The sequence below is a fragment of the Acinetobacter sp. YH12144 genome, assembly GCF_013418345.1.
In the GTDB taxonomy this organism is placed as follows: domain Bacteria; phylum Pseudomonadota; class Gammaproteobacteria; order Pseudomonadales; family Moraxellaceae; genus Acinetobacter; species Acinetobacter amyesii.
Genome location: NZ_VPCD01000004.1, coordinates 51,495 through 69,469, shown reverse-complemented (window position 1 = coordinate 69,469; position 17,975 = coordinate 51,495). Strand labels below are relative to the sequence as shown.

20 protein-coding genes are annotated in these 17,975 nt (G+C 41.6%); 8 read left to right on the top strand and 12 right to left on the bottom strand.

The window, feature by feature from the left end; translation table 11 throughout:
• Positions 1–5: 5 nt before the first annotated feature.
• A complete protein-coding gene (gene gigC / locus FTU79_RS04045) occupies positions 6–884 on the bottom strand; it encodes a LysR family transcriptional regulator GigC (RefSeq protein ID WP_111884894.1) in 879 nt (292 codons plus the stop codon).
• Between the two features lie 85 nt (positions 885–969).
• Between gigC and FTU79_RS04040 the strand changes: the two genes are divergently transcribed.
• Positions 970–1,731, top strand: coding sequence for a ferredoxin--NADP reductase (locus FTU79_RS04040; RefSeq protein ID WP_180009329.1), 762 nt, complete (start codon positions 970–972; stop codon positions 1,729–1,731).
• Positions 1,732–2,159: 428 nt separating this feature from the next.
• On the opposite strand, the gene FTU79_RS04035 is transcribed toward FTU79_RS04040, so the two are convergent.
• The 5 genes from FTU79_RS04035 to FTU79_RS04015 all read right to left on the bottom strand — a co-directional run bounded on the left by FTU79_RS04035 (position 2,160) and on the right by FTU79_RS04015 (position 6,104).
• Positions 2,160–2,903 (bottom strand): amino acid ABC transporter ATP-binding protein, encoded by a 744-nt coding sequence (locus FTU79_RS04035; protein ID WP_078191089.1) that lies wholly within the window; start codon positions 2,901–2,903, stop codon positions 2,160–2,162.
• Positions 2,900–3,583 (bottom strand): ABC transporter permease subunit, encoded by a 684-nt coding sequence (locus FTU79_RS04030; protein WP_168378570.1) that lies wholly within the window; start codon positions 3,581–3,583, stop codon positions 2,900–2,902. The genes FTU79_RS04035 and FTU79_RS04030 overlap by 4 nt, the downstream gene beginning before the upstream one ends.
• Positions 3,583–4,326, bottom strand: coding sequence for an amino acid ABC transporter permease (locus FTU79_RS04025; protein ID WP_180007506.1), 744 nt, complete (start codon positions 4,324–4,326; stop codon positions 3,583–3,585). Before FTU79_RS04025 ends, FTU79_RS04030 begins: the two co-directional genes overlap by 1 nt.
• A gap of 70 nt (positions 4,327–4,396) precedes the next feature.
• A complete protein-coding gene (locus FTU79_RS04020) occupies positions 4,397–5,344 on the bottom strand; it encodes a transporter substrate-binding domain-containing protein (RefSeq protein ID WP_180004747.1) in 948 nt (315 codons plus the stop codon).
• Positions 5,345–5,681: 337 nt separating this feature from the next.
• Positions 5,682–6,104 carry a hypothetical protein gene (locus FTU79_RS04015; protein WP_078191199.1) on the bottom strand — a complete coding sequence of 141 codons (423 nt, stop codon included), beginning with the start codon at positions 6,102–6,104 and terminating at the stop codon, positions 5,682–5,684.
• 348 nt (positions 6,105–6,452) lie between these two features.
• Here FTU79_RS04015 and FTU79_RS04010 point away from each other — a divergent pair, with 348 nt between their 5' ends.
• The 4 genes from FTU79_RS04010 to FTU79_RS03995 all read left to right on the top strand — a co-directional run bounded on the left by FTU79_RS04010 (position 6,453) and on the right by FTU79_RS03995 (position 9,321).
• Positions 6,453–6,731, top strand: a complete 279-nt coding sequence (locus FTU79_RS04010) for a hypothetical protein (protein ID WP_078191085.1) — start codon at positions 6,453–6,455, stop codon at positions 6,729–6,731.
• Positions 6,732–7,004: 273 nt separating this feature from the next.
• Positions 7,005–8,783 (top strand): mechanosensitive ion channel, encoded by a 1,779-nt coding sequence (locus FTU79_RS04005; RefSeq protein WP_180007507.1) that lies wholly within the window; start codon positions 7,005–7,007, stop codon positions 8,781–8,783.
• 69 nt (positions 8,784–8,852) lie between these two features.
• Positions 8,853–9,035, top strand: coding sequence for a hypothetical protein (locus FTU79_RS04000; RefSeq protein ID WP_180025849.1), 183 nt, complete (start codon positions 8,853–8,855; stop codon positions 9,033–9,035).
• Between the two features lie 124 nt (positions 9,036–9,159).
• A complete protein-coding gene (locus FTU79_RS03995; RefSeq protein WP_162689753.1) occupies positions 9,160–9,321 on the top strand; it encodes a hypothetical protein in 162 nt (53 codons plus the stop codon).
• A gap of 91 nt (positions 9,322–9,412) precedes the next feature.
• Here the strand turns inward: FTU79_RS03995 and FTU79_RS03990 are convergent, their stop codons facing one another.
• The 5 genes from FTU79_RS03990 to FTU79_RS03970 form a co-directional block, all read right to left on the bottom strand.
• Positions 9,413–10,612, bottom strand: coding sequence for an NAD(P)/FAD-dependent oxidoreductase (locus FTU79_RS03990; RefSeq protein WP_180007509.1), 1,200 nt, complete (start codon positions 10,610–10,612; stop codon positions 9,413–9,415).
• 33 nt (positions 10,613–10,645) lie between these two features.
• Positions 10,646–11,536, bottom strand: coding sequence for a 1-aminocyclopropane-1-carboxylate deaminase/D-cysteine desulfhydrase (locus FTU79_RS03985; RefSeq protein WP_180025847.1), 891 nt, complete (start codon positions 11,534–11,536; stop codon positions 10,646–10,648).
• Between the two features lie 130 nt (positions 11,537–11,666).
• Positions 11,667–12,785, bottom strand: coding sequence for an HlyD family secretion protein (locus FTU79_RS03980; protein WP_180007511.1), 1,119 nt, complete (start codon positions 12,783–12,785; stop codon positions 11,667–11,669).
• Between the two features lie 62 nt (positions 12,786–12,847).
• Complete coding sequence (locus FTU79_RS03975) at positions 12,848–14,497, bottom strand: MFS transporter (RefSeq protein ID WP_078192276.1); 1,650 nt, start codon at positions 14,495–14,497, stop codon at positions 12,848–12,850.
• A 6-nt stretch (positions 14,498–14,503) separates the two neighbouring features.
• Positions 14,504–15,052 carry a TetR/AcrR family transcriptional regulator gene (locus FTU79_RS03970; RefSeq protein WP_180007512.1) on the bottom strand — a complete coding sequence of 183 codons (549 nt, stop codon included), beginning with the start codon at positions 15,050–15,052 and terminating at the stop codon, positions 14,504–14,506.
• A gap of 307 nt (positions 15,053–15,359) precedes the next feature.
• Between FTU79_RS03970 and FTU79_RS03965 the strand changes: the two genes are divergently transcribed.
• Entirely contained in the window at positions 15,360–15,563 is a 204-nt protein-coding gene (locus tag FTU79_RS03965) for an NF038215 family lipoprotein (protein ID WP_078191077.1), read from the top strand.
• 236 nt (positions 15,564–15,799) lie between these two features.
• Here the strand turns inward: FTU79_RS03965 and FTU79_RS03960 are convergent, their stop codons facing one another.
• Entirely contained in the window at positions 15,800–16,258 is a 459-nt protein-coding gene (locus FTU79_RS03960) for a DIP1984 family protein (protein ID WP_168378581.1), read from the bottom strand.
• 171 nt (positions 16,259–16,429) lie between these two features.
• On the opposite strand from FTU79_RS03960, the gene FTU79_RS03955 reads away from it, so the two are divergent.
• Positions 16,430–17,053, top strand: coding sequence for a LysE family translocator (locus FTU79_RS03955; protein ID WP_180007513.1), 624 nt, complete (start codon positions 16,430–16,432; stop codon positions 17,051–17,053).
• Positions 17,054–17,296: 243 nt separating this feature from the next.
• The gene (locus tag FTU79_RS03950; protein ID WP_180007514.1) at positions 17,297–17,971 is read left to right on the top strand and encodes a CsgG/HfaB family protein; all 675 of its coding nucleotides are present in this window, start codon (positions 17,297–17,299) and stop codon (positions 17,969–17,971) included.
• The last annotated feature ends 4 nt before the right edge of the window (positions 17,972–17,975 follow it).

Genomic DNA, 17,975 nt, shown 5'->3' with positions numbered 1-17,975 from the left:
TTTTTTTATTTTTCACAAAATTGCATAAAGGCTTTGAGACCCGGTCCTTGGTATTTCTGACGATGTACCAACATGAATAATGGACGGGCTAGTTGCCAGAACGGCGTATCTAAAACCACCAATTGACCTTTTTCACGTAAAGGCTCAATCGCAAGTTTAGAAATACATGACATACCAAGACCACCTGCCACGATTTTTAGAATGGCTTCGTTATGACCCAAGGTTAAACGTATATTGGCATCTGGCAGGTCTTTTAAAATTGCGTTGTCAAATACTTCACGTGTGCCTGAACCTTCTTCACGTAAGATCCATTCCACGTTATCAAAGTCAGCTGCAGTGAGTGCACGATCCAACTTCGCTAAAGGGTGCTCTGGTGAACAGCACACGGCAAGTTCATCGTCACGCCAGTGAATACATTGCAACTGTGGCAGATGGCATGAACCTTCAATTAAGGCCAAATCCAACTGAAATTGGTTTACCGCTTCAATCATTTGGCGGGTATTGCCGACTTGAAGTTGTAAATGTGCTTGAGGCTGAATTTGTAAGAAATCTGCCATGAGGTCTGGCATCAAGTAGTCACTGATGGTTAGGGTCGCACCTAAACGCAGATCAATACTTTGTAGTTCGCCTTTGGCTGCTTGTTCAAAAGCTTCGCAGCGCCCTAAAATCTCCAAAGCTTGTGGCAATAAAAAACGACCCAAGTCATTCAATTGCAAGCGTTTACCAAGTCGGTCAAACAGTGGAGCACCGAGACCATCTTCGAGGTCTGCCAATGCCATACTTGCTGCACTTTGAGTAAGTTTGACAGCATCACTGGCTTTGGTAACGGTACCTTCTTGAGCGACTGCTACAAAAACAGCCAACTGGCGTAAAGTCATGCGCATGAATCAGGCCTTAACATTTAAAAAATATTAATAAATTATGCTGTCATGCTAACATGAGCACAGTCTGTCACGCCACGTTCAAATCATGTCAATTGAAAAATTTAGCTTAGAAAAGGTTTTATCTGTACACCGTTGGACCAATACTTTGTTCAGTTTTACCATGACACGCCCTGCACATTTTAAATTCACCGCTGGTCAGTTCGCACGAATTGGTTTGAAAGTGGGCGATGAATTGGTGGTTCGTGCCTATTCTGTGGTGTCGTCACCTTTTGATGAAACTTTAGAATTTTTCTCTATCGTCGTTCCAGATGGTGCGTTTACTTCAAATTTGCAGCATCTACAAGTGGGCGATGAGCTGTATTTAGAAAAAGTCCCTTATGGCTTCCTCACCTTGGCGCGTTATCAGTTGCCATTGCCAAAGGACTTATGGCTGTTGGGGACAGGAACGGGTCTTGCACCATTTTTATCAATGCTACAAGACTTTGAAACGTGGTCTAAATACGAAAAAATTAATCTAGTCTACAGTGTGCGTACAGCATCAGAACTGGCTTATGTCGAGCGTATTCAAGAAATCTCCGAGACCTTTGGCGAAGGGCATACGGGCTTCAAATTTATACCTATTGTGACACGTGATCCAAATGCACCGCTGCATGACCGTTTACCAGTTTTAATTGAAAATGGCGAGTTAGAACAGGCGGCAGGCTTAGCGTTTAATGTGGAAACGACGCATGTCATGTTGTGTGGTAATCCACAAATGGTTGATGACACCAAGGCGGCATTAAAGGCGCGTGGTTTGACTATGAACCGTCGTGGTGAAGGCAATATTGCTGTAGAAAATTATTGGTAATCTGCCATGAAAAAAAGCTCATCGATGGATGAGCTTTTTATTTTCGGAAATTAAATAACTGATGTTACGCATGCAAAAGTAATTTTGCATTTTTAAAATGATTTTTAAGCCAATTCGACGGAGTCTTACATCAAGGGAATGAATAAAGTGATTAGCCTTCGGCTGGAGGTACTCTTACGAAGCACGCTTCTCATTAGGCAAAATGAGAAGCGTGCTTCGCAAGGAAACCATCTTGCGGTGCAATCACCTCACCGACAAAACTCGTTCACAAGCGTCTAATTATCTAAAGTATCGCAAAAACATTTTTGATTAGAAGAAGTTCTATCTCAAACACTTGCGGATGACGTTACCGCGTATCGTACTTTTATTTGAATCAAATTACGCTTCTGATGTTACTTCGTAACATCAGTTAAATAAACGTTTTGATGTTAATGCAGAATTTTATTTAAGAACTGCTGCGCTCGTTCACCACGAGGAGCATTAAAGAAATCATCTTTGCTGCAGTCTTCTACAATTTTTCCTTGATCCATAAAGATCACTCGGTCTGCAACCTGACGAGCAAAGCCCATCTCATGGGTTACACACATCATGGTCATACCTTCTTTGGCAAGACCCACCATTACATCAAGCACTTCGTTAATCATCTCTGGATCAAGTGCCGAAGTTGGTTCATCAAACAGCATGGCAATCGGGTCCATACTGAGCGCACGTGCAATGGCAACACGTTGTTGCTGTCCACCTGATAACTGTGCAGGAAATTTAGCGGCATGCGCACTCAAACCCACACGATCTAAATAAGCCAAGCCTTTTTTCTTGGCTTCGGCTTCTGATCGACCCAAGACTTTAACCTGCGCAATGGTCAGGTTTTCGGTAATGGATAAATGTGGAAACAGTTCAAAGTGCTGGAACACCATACCGACACGACTACGCAATTTATTTAAATCGGTTTTTGGGTCATTAATGGAAATACCGTCGACTAAAATCGTACCGGCTTGAAAAGGCTCAAGTCCATTGACGGTTTTAATGAGCGTTGATTTGCCTGAACCTGAAGGTCCACACACGACAACCACTTCACCTTGTTTAATTTGAGTCGTGCAATCGGTAAGCACTTGAAAATCTTTATACCATTTACTGACATTTTGGAGGTCAATCATCGTTTTTTGATCGGTCATACACTTAACCTCCGTTGTAATTTTTTAACTGCATAGGTAGCGATCATACTAATAGTGAAATACACCAGACCGGCAAACAGAATGTATTGAGTTAACAATGACATGAGGTCGCCTCGAACATAGTTGGTGCGGAAAAAGTCTAACAGTCCGATGGCATATACCATGGTTGAATCTTGGAACAGAATGATGGTTTGCTGTAAAAGCAGTGGCGTCATTTTGCGAAAAGATTGCGGCAAAATAATTAAGCGCATCGCTTGGCTATAGCTCATACCGAGAGCATAAGCTGCAGAAGTTTGACCTTTAGGAATTGACTGAATCCCGGCACGGACAATCTCTGAAAAGTAAGCCGCTTCAAATAGCATGAAGGCCACAATACTCGACACGAGGGCAGTATCAATCGTCAGATAGTTACCTGTAATCCCTGTGTAGATAAAGGGTACGGCAAAGTAGAACCACATCAGCACCAAGAGCAAAGGAATAGAACGAAAAAGGTTCACATAGCCTTTAGCAAAAATATTAAATACTTTAATCGAGGACAGGCGCATCAACGCCAATAAAGTCCCAATAAAGACACCACCAATGGTTGCCGTGATCACCACTTTTAGCGTGATGCTGAAACCATGCCATAGTGCAGGGCCAGACGCTTGGAGGTCTTGAATAAAAGAACTGAGCCATTCCATTATTTATCTCCTGCAATTAAGCCAGGAACGCGTAGGCGTTTTTCCAGAAAATTCATGAAACCAATTAAACAGATGTTGATCACGATGAAAATAATGGTGACGTAGGTATAAATTTCGATGGTGTTTTGCGTGTATTCACTGATGGTTTTCATCTGCGAAATGATTTCTGCAACACCGACCAAAGACGCGACTGAGGTGTTTTTGACACAGTTGGTCAACTCAGAGCTGAGAGGTGGCAAAATCGTGCGGAATGACTGCGGTAAGATCACATAGCGGTATAGTTGAGCCGTACTAAATCCCATGGCATAACCTGCATTGGTTTGCCCCAAAGGAAGCGCTTCAATACCTGTCCTGACTTGCTCACAGACTCGTGCAGCTGTAAAAAGACCCAAGCCGACACTTGCAGAAATTAAGGCGGTCGTATTTGCCCCAAGGTCATTCATCCACCAGCTTTTAATCGCATCGGGGAGGAAGTTGGGTACAACATAGAACCATATAAACAGTTGAATCAATAAGGGTACATTTCGGAAAATAGTCACGTAGGCCGTACCAATACCTCGTGCTACAGGACTCGGTAGGGTACGCATAATACCCAAGATGCTGCCAAGCACCATCGCAATGCTCCATGCCACCAAAGCGATGACAAACAGCCAGCCGATCCCAATTAAAATCCAATTCAGGTAGGTCGAATCACCTACACCTGTAGATTGGAACAGCACACCCCAATTCCAGCTATAATTCATAGGAACTCCCTATAATGAGCTTAAGCCAAAATCCGTTTGGCTTAAGCATCTTTAGAATGTTTAGGGAAAGTTATTCGTCACGGTCATGTGGATTGCTAATCAATGCTTTTAATTGATCAGACATCGGGAAATTCAAATTGATATTTTTTGGTGGAATTGGCGTTTGGAACCATTTTTTATACATGTCATTGATTTCACCAGAGCTATAGGTCGCTTTGATTGCATCATCAACCACTTGTTTAAAGCCAGTATCGCCTTTACGTAGCATACAACCATAAATTTCTTGAATCGGTGCTGTACCCACGATTTCCCATTTATTTGGATCTTTGGCTTTCGATTTTTCACCCGCCAGCAAAATATCATCCATCATAAATGCCGCTGCACGACCATTTTGTAGCATGAGGAAAGACTCAGCGTGGTCTTTGGCAGAAATGACTTCACCAATACCTAACTCTTTTTCATGTTGACGAATATAACGCTCAGATGTAGTTCCTGCCGTGGTGACTAATTTTTTACCTTTAAGGTCAGCGAAGTCTTTAATCCCAGAGTCTTTTGCAGTAAGTAAGCGTGAACCCACTTCAAAGAAACCTGTTGAGAAATCAACTTGTTGTTGGCGTTCTTTATTGTTGGTGGTTGAACCACACTCTAAGTCGACGGTGCCATTAGAAACTAATGGAATTCGGTTTTGGCTGGTCACTAAGTTATAACGGATTTTTAAATCGGGAAGATTTAATTGTTTTTTTACTGCTTCAACTACTTTTAATTGAAGATCATGCGCATAACCCACAGGTTGGTTTGGATTATCTGCGATATATGAAAATGGAATCGATGAATCGCGATAGCCTAAAACAATCGTGCCCGATTTTTTGATCTTATCTAAAGTCCCTGAGTCAGAAACAGCAGCTTCACTTCCTGCAGCTTTATCCGTTGTAGGTGCTTTATTGTCACTACATGCGCTAAGCCCTAAAGTGAGCGCACTTGCACAGAACAAAGTTGCTAAATGTTTTTTTGACGTCATCGTTAAAACTCCTTTTACCCTGATTTAATATCCACTTTTTATGATCTTGTTACGTATTTAGTTTTATTGCTCTGTTTTTAAGAATGTTTCAACAATAAAAAAGAGATCATTTTCTACATCTTAGGTGATAAATCGAACAAGGCTCAAGCAAAATTTATTGCCGAATTGTTACTAAGAAATGGGATAAGTTATGAACATTTTTTATAAGAAAGTTTGCTATAAGTCATTAAATATAAAATAATTTAATTTTATTGTGAAATAGATAATGAAAATAAAAGGGCATAAAAAAACCTCCAAATGGAGGTTTTCGGGATTAAACTTTAGTTTAATCTCCGTGTTAATGCACAAACATATCCATAAATTCACGAATTTCTTGAATCGCTGTGTCTACGTCGGAAGTCAACCAAGTCGGTTCAAAAAAGCCAGCATAATGCTCCAGTCGATCTTGGGGAACAACTAAGCGAATCGGGCATTCTTCTTCGAGCAAGCGCCAAGGAATAATAGGCACTTCATTATCTAAAAAAGCCGCAATATTTCGAATATCAATCACCATCGCATTGATGCATTCAGGGAATGGCATCACTGAAAACTCTTCAGTACGTCGGCGGAAATATTCCAAATCACCCCATTTCAACACATAACTTGGCTTACTAAATTCAATAATGCCAATAAGATGCTGATCACGAGTGTAATGAAGGGAACATTGATGAGTGACGTCAGTGTCAAGATCAAGCGTTACACCTTGTTGATGGTACGCCATAGATTTGATAACAGGTGAAAAATAAGGTGCATGATTATAGCTCATTTCATTCATCAAAAGCAGAGAATTCCATCTAGCTCAAAAAAGCATTTATTTTTGCAACACTTGATACTCTGAAAATGAATACGATTGAAATGGTACATTCATTTCATGCTCCGATATTTTTACCTTAGCGATTGATTTTAAATCTAAAAATCAGTCATCTATTTAAACAGCAAGACGGATGTAAATTGAACTGATCTTTCAAGTTACATGTTTTCACGGATTGTAATTGTTCTTCACACAACAAAGGATATTGTATTGTTAGTATAAAAAGTGAACGACGAACAACAAAATAGCGAGGGGAATATGACACACGATTTTAATAAACCGCCCCATACCACCAGCGCAGAAGAAACAACACAAAAAAAACGTATCCCAGTGTATATGCTAATTTTAGTGGGTATCTTCTTAATCGCGTTATTGTTTTATATGTTTGCAGATATGAAACCGTCTGCTTCGGATGCACCACCTGATCATCCTGCACCCAATGCACAAACTGCAACTGCCAATGATACGACTAGCGGTACAGCGGGGGATGAAGCTGTTGCCAATGATTCAAATACTGCAACTGCGACAGATCATTGATGATAAATACATGAGTCAGATTTACATGATTGCAAGATCTGAACCTTAAGCATCTCATCAGAATGACACAAATAAAGCCTTGGTTATGCCAAGGCTTTTTTACATTCAATTGTGAGCTTTTGTTGGAGTTATGCATACTTTGGTTGATTAAAAAATACGCAAAAACTAAGGTGGAAAAGAAAGCTTAAGTTCAAAGCATTAATGCTGTGTGATACGCGGCATACGTAAAAATGCACATAACAACAGATCATGTATAACAATGAGGGCGAACGTATGAATGATTATCTGGGTGGTCCGCGTGGCCGTTTTGATGCCATGTATTATTGGGAACAGTTTCACCCCATTTTAAGTGCAGTAGCAATTCTCCTGATAGGTTGGGTCATTGCTTTATTGGTTGCTGCTGGCGTCAAAAAAGTTCTGCAAAAATTAGGTACAAATCAAAAACTTTCAAATGCAACTGGGCACCGTTCCAATGTTGAAAATATAGTCTCCAGAGTTGTGTTCTGGATAATTTTGATCATTGCCGTCATTGGTGCACTCAATGTACTGAATTTGACTAGTGTCAGTGGCCCATTCAGTAACATGATTCAGCAGTTCTTGTTATTTATTCCACAGCTCTTGGCTGCGGTAGCTGTAGGTTTTATTGGTTGGATCGTGGCGAGTTTGGTCAAAGTCGGTTCAAAGAAACTGCTTGATAAAACCCAACTCGATGAAAAACTTAGTTCTGAGGTTGGTGTCAGCCCAATCAGTCAAAATATCAGTGAAATTGTATATTGGCTGATTTTGTTACTTTTCCTACCGATTGTTTTATCGATCTTGGGTTTGAACGGTCTATTGTTCCCAATCCAAAATATGGTCACTGAAGTTGTTTCTTATCTTCCCAATATCTTTATTGCCGGTGTCATCGTCTTTGTGGGGTACATCTTGGCGAAGATTGTGCGAGGTATCGTGGAAGGCTTGGTGAACAGTTTGAGTTTGCAGCAGCAAGTCGAAAAAGTGGGCATGTTTAAAAACGCAAAACTTGCTCAAGTTTTGGGTAATTTTGTCTTTGCTATAGTTATTATCACTGCTTTAATTGTGGCTTTCGAAGCACTTGGTATCGAGGCGATTTCTCAGCCTGCAACAGCCATGTTGCATGAGATCATGTATGCGATACCGAACATCATTGCCGCAGGTTTAATCTTAATCTTGGCTTATGTGGTATCACGTTTTGTGGCACGTCTAGTGGTAGATGTGATCTCGGGTACTGGTGTCGATGCTGTACCAGAAAAATTAGACATTCAACGCTTTTTGGGCAATACCAAAGTGTCGGATGTGGTCGGTTGCCTGATCGTATTTTTCACCATGTTGTTTGCGGTATCTGAAGCTGCTAACCGTTTAGGCTTTGAGCAAATCAGTGCCCTTATTGCTATGTTTATCCAGTTCGGTGCAAGTATTTTACTTGGTGCTGTAATCTTGGTGGTGGGTTTCTGGCTTGCCAATATTGTGGCAAATGTGGTGCAACGAGGGGAATATAACAGTTCACGTTGGTTAGGTAATTTGGTTCGTGTGCTGATTATGGGCTTGGTTGTTGCCATGGGTTTGCGTGCCATGGGTATTGCCGACTCGATCGTGAATTTGGCCTTTGGTTTAACTCTCGGTGCGGTTGCAGTTGCTTTCGCTTTGGCCTTTGGTTTAGGTGGTCGCAATCCGGCGGAACGATTGTTATCAGATCTTATCGATAAAGCGAAACGTGAAGCCAACGAACCGAATCCAGTACAGGAACAGGCGAAGGCAAAAACCACCTTTAATACGCCTACATCGTCTGTAGCGAGTCCAACGCCATCAACATCTGTGATGACTTCTGAAGTGAAAATCGACGATGGCTATCCAAACATTCAACAGGCTGCACCCGGCGTCAGTGAAAAAGAAACGGCCACGCCAGATCAGTTGGATGTAAACCCAAGTGATCAACCACAAAATAATCCATTTGGATCGACAGGCGAGGCTGAAAAACAGGTCGATGCACCTTCGGCACCTGTAACTCCGCCAAAACCGGATGACCCTAATTAACCTGTTCCGTCTTTAGAAAATCGGCCACGCTTAAGTGGTCGATTTTAATGCTCTATTAAGGAATATTGTATGGCAAAAGCACCGAATAAATTTTTAGCCCCAGTGATTATTGCAGGGATCACGGTGGGTTTTTTGGCAAGCGCACGACGCTTTATTTTTGCAAAATCAAAACGCACTAATTTGGAGCAGGCAGAACAATCACCGCCAAACAGTGAAAAAAATTATACCAATCAGTCCAAAAATAATGATTGAAATTTACCCGAAAATTGGTATTTTAAGTAATAGTGATATATGGAATATTACTTAAAATATAAAAACTTAGGATTCATATTGCTGTCATGAATGACACTTATGATCCGTGCAAAGGAATGGCAAAATGGGGGTAATTTCAATGCTCAATACTTTAGTATCGACACTCAAACAAACCGCAAGTGTGCAACCACAACATATTTCAGTTGCCGTTGAAAAAATGGATTTGACGATTCAACGAACTTCGACGTCGTCGGTATCATTATTTAAAACTGACTATCTTGAATAAATCAGATCGGATAAGAAAAAGGGCTGAATGAATCAGCCCTTTTTTATGCAGAGATCATCTGCAGGTTATGTTTAATTAATTCTTGTCGAGATCAGACGTATTCGGAAGCTGCATGCGCAGAAGCCCATGCCCATTGGAAGTTGTATCCACCTAAATGACCTGTTACATCAAGTACTTCGCCAATAAAGTACAAACCTTTCTGTTTTTTACTTTCCATGGTTTTTGATGAGACTTCAATGGTATCGACACCACCCAGTGTAACTTCAGCAGTACGGTAACCTTCAGTGCCTGATGGTTTTACTTCAAAGCTTTCTAAACGGCTTGCAATGAGTTCTAGTTTTTCATCACTGATATTGCCAATGGCTAATTCAGCTTGTTCAGGCCAAATCAGATTTTGTAATTCCACAACCACGCTTTTCGGTAAGTGTTCATTGAACAGTGTGCGCAGTAACACTTTTGGTTGACTAGATTTCTTAGATTTGAGGAAATCTAAAACATCTAAAGTTGGCAGGAAATTGATGTTAAAGCGTTGACCGACATCCCAGTAGTTTGAAAGCTGCAATGAGCTTGGGCCACTTAAACCGCGGTGAGTAAAGAGTAAAGCCTCGGTAAAACTATTTAACTCATTCGATAACGTGGCTTCAACAGCATTGCCGCTCAAGCGTGTGGTGACTTCTTTAAAACTATCTGAGAAAGTGAAGGGTACTAAGCCTGCGCGAGTGGGGTAGACAGAATGACCAAATTGTTTGGCAATCTCATAGCCAATTCCTGAACCACCTAAAGTAGGAATAGAAAGACCGCCACTGGCAATAACCACCGATTCTGCTTCAAAATAGCCTAGATTGGTTGCCACTTGAAAGCCTTGTTCTGGCAAGGCATTGACTGCTTTTACTTCACAGTTGGTTTTAATATCCACCAAGCCTGTTTTGTCACATTCTGCCAATAGCATGGCGAGAATTTCTTTTGCACCATTTTGGGTAAATAACTGCCCATGTTTGCGCTCTTCGTACTCAATGCCATATTCGCAGACCATACCAATGAAGTCCCAGTTGGTATAGCGAGTTAATGCTGAAATAACAAAGTGCGGATTATGTGAAATATAATTTTCTGGTTCGACATATAAATTGGTGAAATTGCATTTACCGCCGCCAGACATTAGGATTTTTTTGCCAACTTTATTAGCTTTTTCAACCACCAAAACTTTGCGTCCACGCTGCGCCGCTTTAAATGCCGTCATTAAGCCTGATGCGCCAGCACCTAAAACAAGGACATCATATTGATTTTGCGACATGGTAAGTTTCCGCGTGGAAGAAAGGACGCAGGATTATACGCTTTTTAGCGCTTCGGTTGAACCTTTCAGGCGACCTTGTAGGCCACCAGTATGAATCACTAAAACACGTTGATGGCTTGTAATTTGACCCCGCTCAATCATGCAGAAAATACCTCGCAGCATTTTAGCCGTATAGACCTGTTCTAATGGAATCGCATAGCGTTGCTCAAAGTCATGCATAAACTGTAAAAGTTCCGGCGTTGTTTTGGCATAGCCACCACAGCAAAATTCATCACTGATGCTCCAATTGGTTTTCTGCGTCAGCTGAGCAACATCGTCGCAAAGAAAATTGCCTTTGAGCGCTGAAAAGCCAAGAACATGTTGATGTTCAGCACTGGCTTCAATCAAGCCCGTTATGGTTCCACCTGTACCGACTGCACAGCAGATGAGATCAAAATTTTTTTGATTTTCATGGCTTAAGATTTCTCTACAGCCACGGATAGCCAATGCATTGGTTCCACCTTCAGGAATGACATAATGTTCGGGAAATTCCTGTCGTAATTGCGCTAAAGCGTCTGCTTGTTTCTGTTCTCGATACTGTTGGCGTGTGACAAAACTGAGCTGCATACCAAACTGTTCGGCGGTGGCTAAAGTAGGATTTCGGGCTTGATGTTGTAATTCTTCTCCACGAATGATGCCTAGACTACCGAATCCAAATAAATGTGCAGCATATGCTGTGGCTGCAATGTGATTTGAATAAGCACCGCCAAAGCTAAGCACCTGTTTAAACCCTAATTTCTGCGCCTCAATAAAATTATATTTGAGTTTATAAAATTTATTGCCTGATATTTGTGGGTGTACCAAGTCCAAACGCTTAATACACAAATCAACCCCTTGATATTGAATAGTCTGCTCAGGAATGGCGTGGGCGATAGATTCAAACATGTTGGTAATCGTTATCTTGGTGGTTAGAGGTCAAATAGGTAGGCATTGTAAAACGGTAGGTGCGGAAGATGAAATCCTTTACATCTTGTTCAGCTCAACTTTACTTAATGCACTTCACTACCAGCATCCGCTAACTAGCAACATCAACAGAGGTCACGACAGACATACCGGGTCTTAAGTTTTCCAAACCTTGTTGATTGGGATCAATCGCAATTTTCACGGCAATGCGTTGCACGACTTTGGTGAAATTTCCTGTGGCATTGTCAGGTTTCAATACACTAAATTCAGAACCAGCCGCAGGGGAGATTTGCTCAACTTTGCCGTAAAATTTTTGATGTTTCATGCCATCGACGCTGAACCACGCTTTTTGACCAATATGCATATCTGCAATTTGCGTTTCTTTAAAGTTGGCAGTCACCCAGCGCTGCTGTGGAATCAAATACATCAGTTGAGTGCCTGCCGCAACATATTGACCAATACGCGGGCTGACTTCGCCAAGTTGACCATCCATAGGTGCCACAATCGTGCTGTAGTCTTTGGTGGTCACTGCCTGATCAAATTGTGCTTTAGCACTATTCACTTGCGCTTTAAGCCCTGTCGCTGCAACTTGTGCAGTTTTGAATGATTCTTTGGCAACCAGTAAATTGGCTTCTGCTTGATGAAGTTGGGCCAAACTATTTTTAGCGTCTGCAATCGCTTTATCTTGTTCTGATTTCGATGCAGCGCCAGTATTGCCGAGTTGTTGGTAGCGCGTCATTTGTGCAAGAGCTAATTCATAGGCCGCACGTGATTGGTCCACTTTCGCTTCGGCTGCCGTAATATCTGCTCTGCGTTGTTCAATGGCCTGGCTTTGATTGGCAAGTGAGTTCTGTGCTTGTTCCACCCCAGATTCAGCCTGTGTGACTTTTTGATCATAGGTCGTTGCATCGATATGCATAAGCACTTGACCTTTTTTCACATGATCAAAATCCGTCACCAAAACATCTTTCACATAACCATTAATTTGTGATGAAAGCACCGTGGTTTTGCCTTTGACATAGCTATTTTCAGTCGACTCGATACTGTTATGAAATGGACCAATCCGCCACGCCCATAAGATCAGTGCAATCCCCAACAAGAGGATAATCAACATGAAAACCAGGGTACGCTGCGGCGTAGAAATAAGCTTGCTCGATGGCGCAGGCATAGCGGTTGCTGTTTGTGGTTGCTGCGGTGCTGCTTGCTCAGTGGGTTTATGGTCTTCGGTCATGTTGTTCTCAATATCAATTAGGTCATTGGGCGGTTGCTTATGTTGTTTAAGTCGGGAAAATTTTAACTACTATCCGTGCGTTGCTGTTGGCGTAATTGATATTTATTTTTGCCCATCAGCAATAAACCCCAAAGCAACAATAAAACGGCGAATATGCCATTTAAAAAAATCACATCGTTATAGGCTCGAACTTGGGCTTCTCGAGTGATGGTTTGATTAAGGCTACGTATGGCTTGTTGTTGATCTAAATTAGGGTCTAAAGAATATTGATGCGCACTTTGCGCCAATTGTTGTAGGCGCTGTTCGACTATAGGGGAGGTTTGCGATAAATCATTATAAATCTGTGCCTGATAAGTTTGGGTACGCATTTGCTGATAGGTCGAAAAGAACGATGATCCAACCAGTCCCCCAAAGGTCTGTGTCGCAGAAAACAGCACGATAAACGTCACCATGTGCGATGGGCCTTTTTGCAAAGCACTGACAATGCCTGTAAGCAAAAGTGGGCCAATAAACATGCCACTAGCAAAGCCCACCAAAAACTGACTCCAATAAAAATCATGCGGTCGTACATCACTGGTCAGGTGGTAATCCAGTGCACAGGCAAAGAGCACGAGACCTGCTGCACCGAGCAGATGAAGCACAATTTTTTCTTTGGAAAAGGTCAGGGCACTAAACACTGTGCCTAAGACAATTCCGATCAGCACAACGGTATAAAAAGAAACGAATTGGTCGGGTCCCATGCCCATGGTTTTCAAAAAATTCACTGCCGCATAGCTTTGTTCAGACATGAGAAAGCGAATGGCAAAGGCACCAATAATAAAACTCACGGTAGACGATGTTCCGAGCCAGCGTGTGACAATAAGGGGGTTGACCCGAAAATGTTCATAGGTCAGACCAACAACTAAAAGAATCAAAGCGGCGATGAGTAAATAGGCCAACCATTCAGCTTCAAACCACCAAAGAATCGGGCCTTGAGTCAACACGATACATAGCAACGCAAAGCCGGGTGCCAATAATGCAAAGGTGAATAAATCTTGCTTTTCAAACACTTCGATACGTAGACTGCGTGGCAGTTTTAGAGAGACCACCATCGCCAAACAACATAAGGCTAAACCTAATTCAAAGGTATAGAAAATAGACCAATCATTTACATCGACCAGATAGGGCGACATGATCCATGCCAGCGGTATACCCAACTGCTGAAAGCCCAAAGCCAGATAAAGCCCACGACCAAAATGAGCACGTTTAAAGGCTTGCATGATGTAATACATCCCAAGCGAACTGAGTGGAGCTGCAAGTAAGCCACTGATCACCCGTGCAAAAATTGCCATTTCATAGGTATGGACAAATAAATGCAGCACCATCACCGCGATAAATAATACCAAGCCAATTTCTGAAAATAGCCTAAGTCCATATTGTTGGCGGGCTTTAAATAAGATCAGGTTAGAGCTGACATTGGCCATAACAAATGCCGCAGGGATCCATGCCGCTTCTGAAGGCGTTAATCCATATTCACCTTGTAGAAGGGGTAAATTTGCCGTGATAAATCCATTACTTAAACTCCCCGAGATCGCAACAAATAAACCGATAAAGAAGTATAAAAAACGCTTATAGGTGGGATGTGCAATGGCAGCCGGAGAGCCGGGCAAAGTCGGTTTTTCTTCGGGTGTCCAATCCGGAGCAGGTTCCAATAAACGCGGTGATTTGGACATGACGTGTTACCCGCAAATACCATGTAGTAAAAATTCCACGGCACGTTTGGCGAGTTTTTCCTGATCTGCCTCGGTATGGCCTTGCAAAGCTGCACGTAAAATGGAGGTGACCATGGCATAGTCTGCCGGTTTAAAGTCTGCTCGGCAGCGACCATTTTGAATGGCCTGATCAATCATCGGTTGCAAAATGGCATCACGTCGTTGGTATATTTCAACCATGGCAGGATCATCCCGATCGATCACACGCCAATATTCCATTAAAGCCGTGAGATAGGGAATATTATAAATATGGTCTTGAATGAGGCGAATAAATCCATCATCGAACTGTGCATAATTAAGCGCACGCTGTTCAAGTCGGTTCAAGGCAGCTTGCATTAAGGCGAGTACCAACTCACGACGGTCATTAAAATTACGATAAAACGTCGCACGTCCAACTTGAGCCTGATTGATGATGAGTTGTAAAGGCGCATTGATCCCGTGAATACGGAATACCTCAATCGCAGCTTCTAAAAGTACTTCTCGGTTTTGCGCAGCGAGTTGTTGACGTGTGGACATTATTCTTTGACATCATCATTCTAAATTTATCTAGCTATTAAACGGACAAAAGTGTCCGAAATAAAATCGTATTCGATAGCAGTTTTGTAACTTGTCTTCTATGTGGTTATAAGAAAATGAATAAATTATTTATTTTAAAAAGAAAATATTTTTCTATCAGCATCAATCTGCATCCGCATTGGAAAGACCGCCGAGACATAATTCCTGACAATTGACCCTAAATCGGCAGATAAATAAGGTGAATATCTGCACAAAAATGCTATGCTGAATTTATAAGCAAGATAATTATAAAAATGGAGGGCATCCAATGAGCAAATTAAGTCGGGCTGTGCTGCCTATGCTGTGCCTGTGCAGTTTTTGGATGGTGGGTTGTGATACGACTGACGAATTGCATCGTCCTCAAAACGAACATCGCACCATGATCATTGGTGGTGTCCCTGTAAATGACCATGACTATAAATTACCCCGTGAGGATGTTGCACTCAATGAAGCCGCTGCGGATGACGACTAGCAGATAGATCCGTCAAAAATAGGGTGGACATACTGTCAGTACACGGTAGTGAGACGTGACATGTAAAGAGTCACAGATGCAGTGTGCTACGTCACATGTGTGAACATTTTGAAGTAGACGTCTTACTTCTGCAGTTTAGTTTGTTGGATTAAAGCCTTACAAACATTTAAAAAGGCTCTGTACTCGCCCAGTATGCCCGAACTGGAATGAACCGCGGTTCAATTGATTAAATCAGGTCAATCTATTAGGTCTATTTGCCAATTGGATGCCTGAATTTCTAAGTTATTTTGTCTAAGTTGCTGACTAATGCTATCGGCTTGTTTCTGTAAATCTGCCACTGCAATGGTTTTAATCCAACGGATTTCACTTGAGCTATAACGACCATTTTCACGGCGTGAGCTGTCAATCGCTTGTTGCAAGATACGATGCTGTTGGGTCAATAAATCACGTTCATTGAGGACCGAAAGCATGCAGCGTCCTGAACTGGTTTTAGCCTGTGCGTTGGTGGCGTGAATCTTTTCAATTAAGCCATAAAGTTCTGTATTTACAGCAAATGCTTCTTGAATTAAAGCATTTGGTTCTTCGCTGGGTGCATCACCTTCTTGAATGAGCACGTTGTTATTGATTCGTTGTTGCAGCGAGGCCAATTTAGTTTGTAAGTCACTGCGTAAAAGTAGGGCTTCGGCTAATTTCATTGTCTTGATATTAATTTGTACTTTTAGCGATCATGCGATGGATTAATGCGGTATTCAAGTTATTTATAGTGAAAAATTTGGTCAATTAAAATAAACACTGCAAATTATAGGGAGAAATTCAGAGATTCTATCTGTAAAATTGCCACGAATTTAAGTGAAAACGGTGTGACAGTGGAATCATTTTGGATATTAGGCTCGATTGCGGCAGCACTATTACTTGGTGCAATGAGCCCGGGGCCAACGTCAATTTATGTGGCGAAGAATTCCATTGCGATTTCACGTAAACACGGTTTATTTACCGCGCTTGGTACAGGTTTAGGCGCTGCAATATTTGGGCTATTAGCGGTATTGGGTTTGCAGGCATTTTTATTGGCTGTACCTTCTGCTTATTTGGCTTTAAAAATTTGTGGTGGTTTATATCTGCTTTGGATGGCATTTAAAATTATAAAACATGCCAAAGAACCCATCGAAGCAGGCGATGCGAGCAGTTCGGAAATGTCACTCCGTCGTGCATTTACCACTGGTTTAATTACCCAGTTGTCGAATCCGAAAATTGCAATTGTGTTAGCCAGTATTTTTACGGCACTTTTACCGAAAGAGATTCCAACGTATTTTTACTTTGTACTGCCAGTTTTGTGTTTCTTTATCGATGCAGGGTGGTGCTCATTGGTCGCTGTGGCTTTGTCAGCAGAAAAACCACGTAAAGTCTATTTGAAGTTTAAAGCGGGTTTTGATCGGGCAGCAGGGGCAGTGATGACAGTGCTTGGGTTAAAGCTGATTTTTGGGATGAAGTGATTGAACTTAGCTCCCCAAAAAAAGCCTCTACGAATAGAGGCTTTTTTATGCTGAAATTTTTGAGGTCAAATGTATCTTTGCAGGCTGTCGCGTATTAATTCTGCTATATGTGTTGGTAGAGCTGAGTTAAAAACAAGTTAATTAGATCGATATTGTTGCTATTAAACGGGTAAATTTCTTCATTTATCATGTTATTTACTGTTATTATTTGTATGCTTTTTATATAAATATCAGAGGGATGATATGTCTAATAAAATTTTATTAATAGCTGCATTGGGGTGTATGTCTTTAACAGCTTGTTCAACAACAGAGACTTCTAGAACTATACAAGCGCCGCAAGTCACAGCAGCAACCGCAGCGGTTCAATATACTGGTGTAAAAACACCTGTTTCGATTGGTAAATTTGACAATCGCTCAAGCTATATGCGTGGTATTTTTTCGGATAATGTTGATCGTTTAGGTGGTCAAGCAAAAACAATTTTAGAAACGCATCTTCAGCAGTCTGGATATTTCTCTGTACTTAACCGCGATAATTTATCTGAATTACAGCAGGAATCTGGATTCAGTAAATCTGCGCAGTCGATTAAAGGTGCGCGTTTTGTATTAACTGGTGATGTGTCTGAGTTTGGTCGTAAAGAAGTGGGTGATCACCAGCTTTTTGGTGTACTAGGTCGTGGTAAAACTCAAATTGCTTATGCAAAAGTTAATCTAAACATTGTAGATGTAAAAACGGCTGAGATTGTACACTCTGTACAAGGTGCTGGTGAGTACGCACTCAGCGAACGAGAAGTACTTGGCTTTGGCTCTACTGCATCTTACGATTCAACATTAAATGGTAAAGTTTTAGATTTAGCTGTACGTGAAGCAGTGAATAATCTTGTGCTTGATTTACAGACTGGCAAGTGGTCTAACAAGTAATAGG

Coding starts and splice junctions, on each gene's coding strand:
- FTU79_RS04015 (WP_078191199.1), bottom strand. CDS start 6,104: ATGGCGTACCATCAACAAGGTGTAACGCTTGATCTTGACACTGACGTC.
- FTU79_RS04030 (WP_168378570.1), bottom strand. CDS start 3,583: ATGGAATGGCTCAGTTCTTTTATTCAAGACCTCCAAGCGTCTGGCCCT.
- FTU79_RS03965 (WP_078191077.1), top strand. CDS start 15,360: ATGAGCAAATTAAGTCGGGCTGTGCTGCCTATGCTGTGCCTGTGCAGT.
- FTU79_RS04005 (WP_180007507.1), top strand. CDS start 7,005: ATGAATGATTATCTGGGTGGTCCGCGTGGCCGTTTTGATGCCATGTAT.
- FTU79_RS04010 (WP_078191085.1), top strand. CDS start 6,453: ATGACACACGATTTTAATAAACCGCCCCATACCACCAGCGCAGAAGAA.
- FTU79_RS04020 (WP_180004747.1), bottom strand. CDS start 5,344: ATGACGTCAAAAAAACATTTAGCAACTTTGTTCTGTGCAAGTGCGCTC.
- FTU79_RS03985 (WP_180025847.1), bottom strand. CDS start 11,536: ATGTTTGAATCTATCGCCCACGCCATTCCTGAGCAGACTATTCAATAT.
- FTU79_RS04025 (WP_180007506.1), bottom strand. CDS start 4,326: ATGAATTATAGCTGGAATTGGGGTGTGCTGTTCCAATCTACAGGTGTA.
- FTU79_RS04035 (WP_078191089.1), bottom strand. CDS start 2,903: ATGACCGATCAAAAAACGATGATTGACCTCCAAAATGTCAGTAAATGG.
- FTU79_RS03990 (WP_180007509.1), bottom strand. CDS start 10,612: ATGTCGCAAAATCAATATGATGTCCTTGTTTTAGGTGCTGGCGCATCA.
- FTU79_RS03975 (WP_078192276.1), bottom strand. CDS start 14,497: ATGTCCAAATCACCGCGTTTATTGGAACCTGCTCCGGATTGGACACCC.
- FTU79_RS04040 (WP_180009329.1), top strand. CDS start 970: ATGTCAATTGAAAAATTTAGCTTAGAAAAGGTTTTATCTGTACACCGT.
- FTU79_RS03995 (WP_162689753.1), top strand. CDS start 9,160: ATGGGGGTAATTTCAATGCTCAATACTTTAGTATCGACACTCAAACAA.
- FTU79_RS04000 (WP_180025849.1), top strand. CDS start 8,853: ATGGCAAAAGCACCGAATAAATTTTTAGCCCCAGTGATTATTGCAGGG.
- FTU79_RS03960 (WP_168378581.1), bottom strand. CDS start 16,258: ATGAAATTAGCCGAAGCCCTACTTTTACGCAGTGACTTACAAACTAAA.
- FTU79_RS03980 (WP_180007511.1), bottom strand. CDS start 12,785: ATGACCGAAGACCATAAACCCACTGAGCAAGCAGCACCGCAGCAACCA.
- FTU79_RS03950 (WP_180007514.1), top strand. CDS start 17,297: ATGTCTAATAAAATTTTATTAATAGCTGCATTGGGGTGTATGTCTTTA.
- gigC (WP_111884894.1), bottom strand. CDS start 884: ATGCGCATGACTTTACGCCAGTTGGCTGTTTTTGTAGCAGTCGCTCAA.
- FTU79_RS03970 (WP_180007512.1), bottom strand. CDS start 15,052: ATGTCCACACGTCAACAACTCGCTGCGCAAAACCGAGAAGTACTTTTA.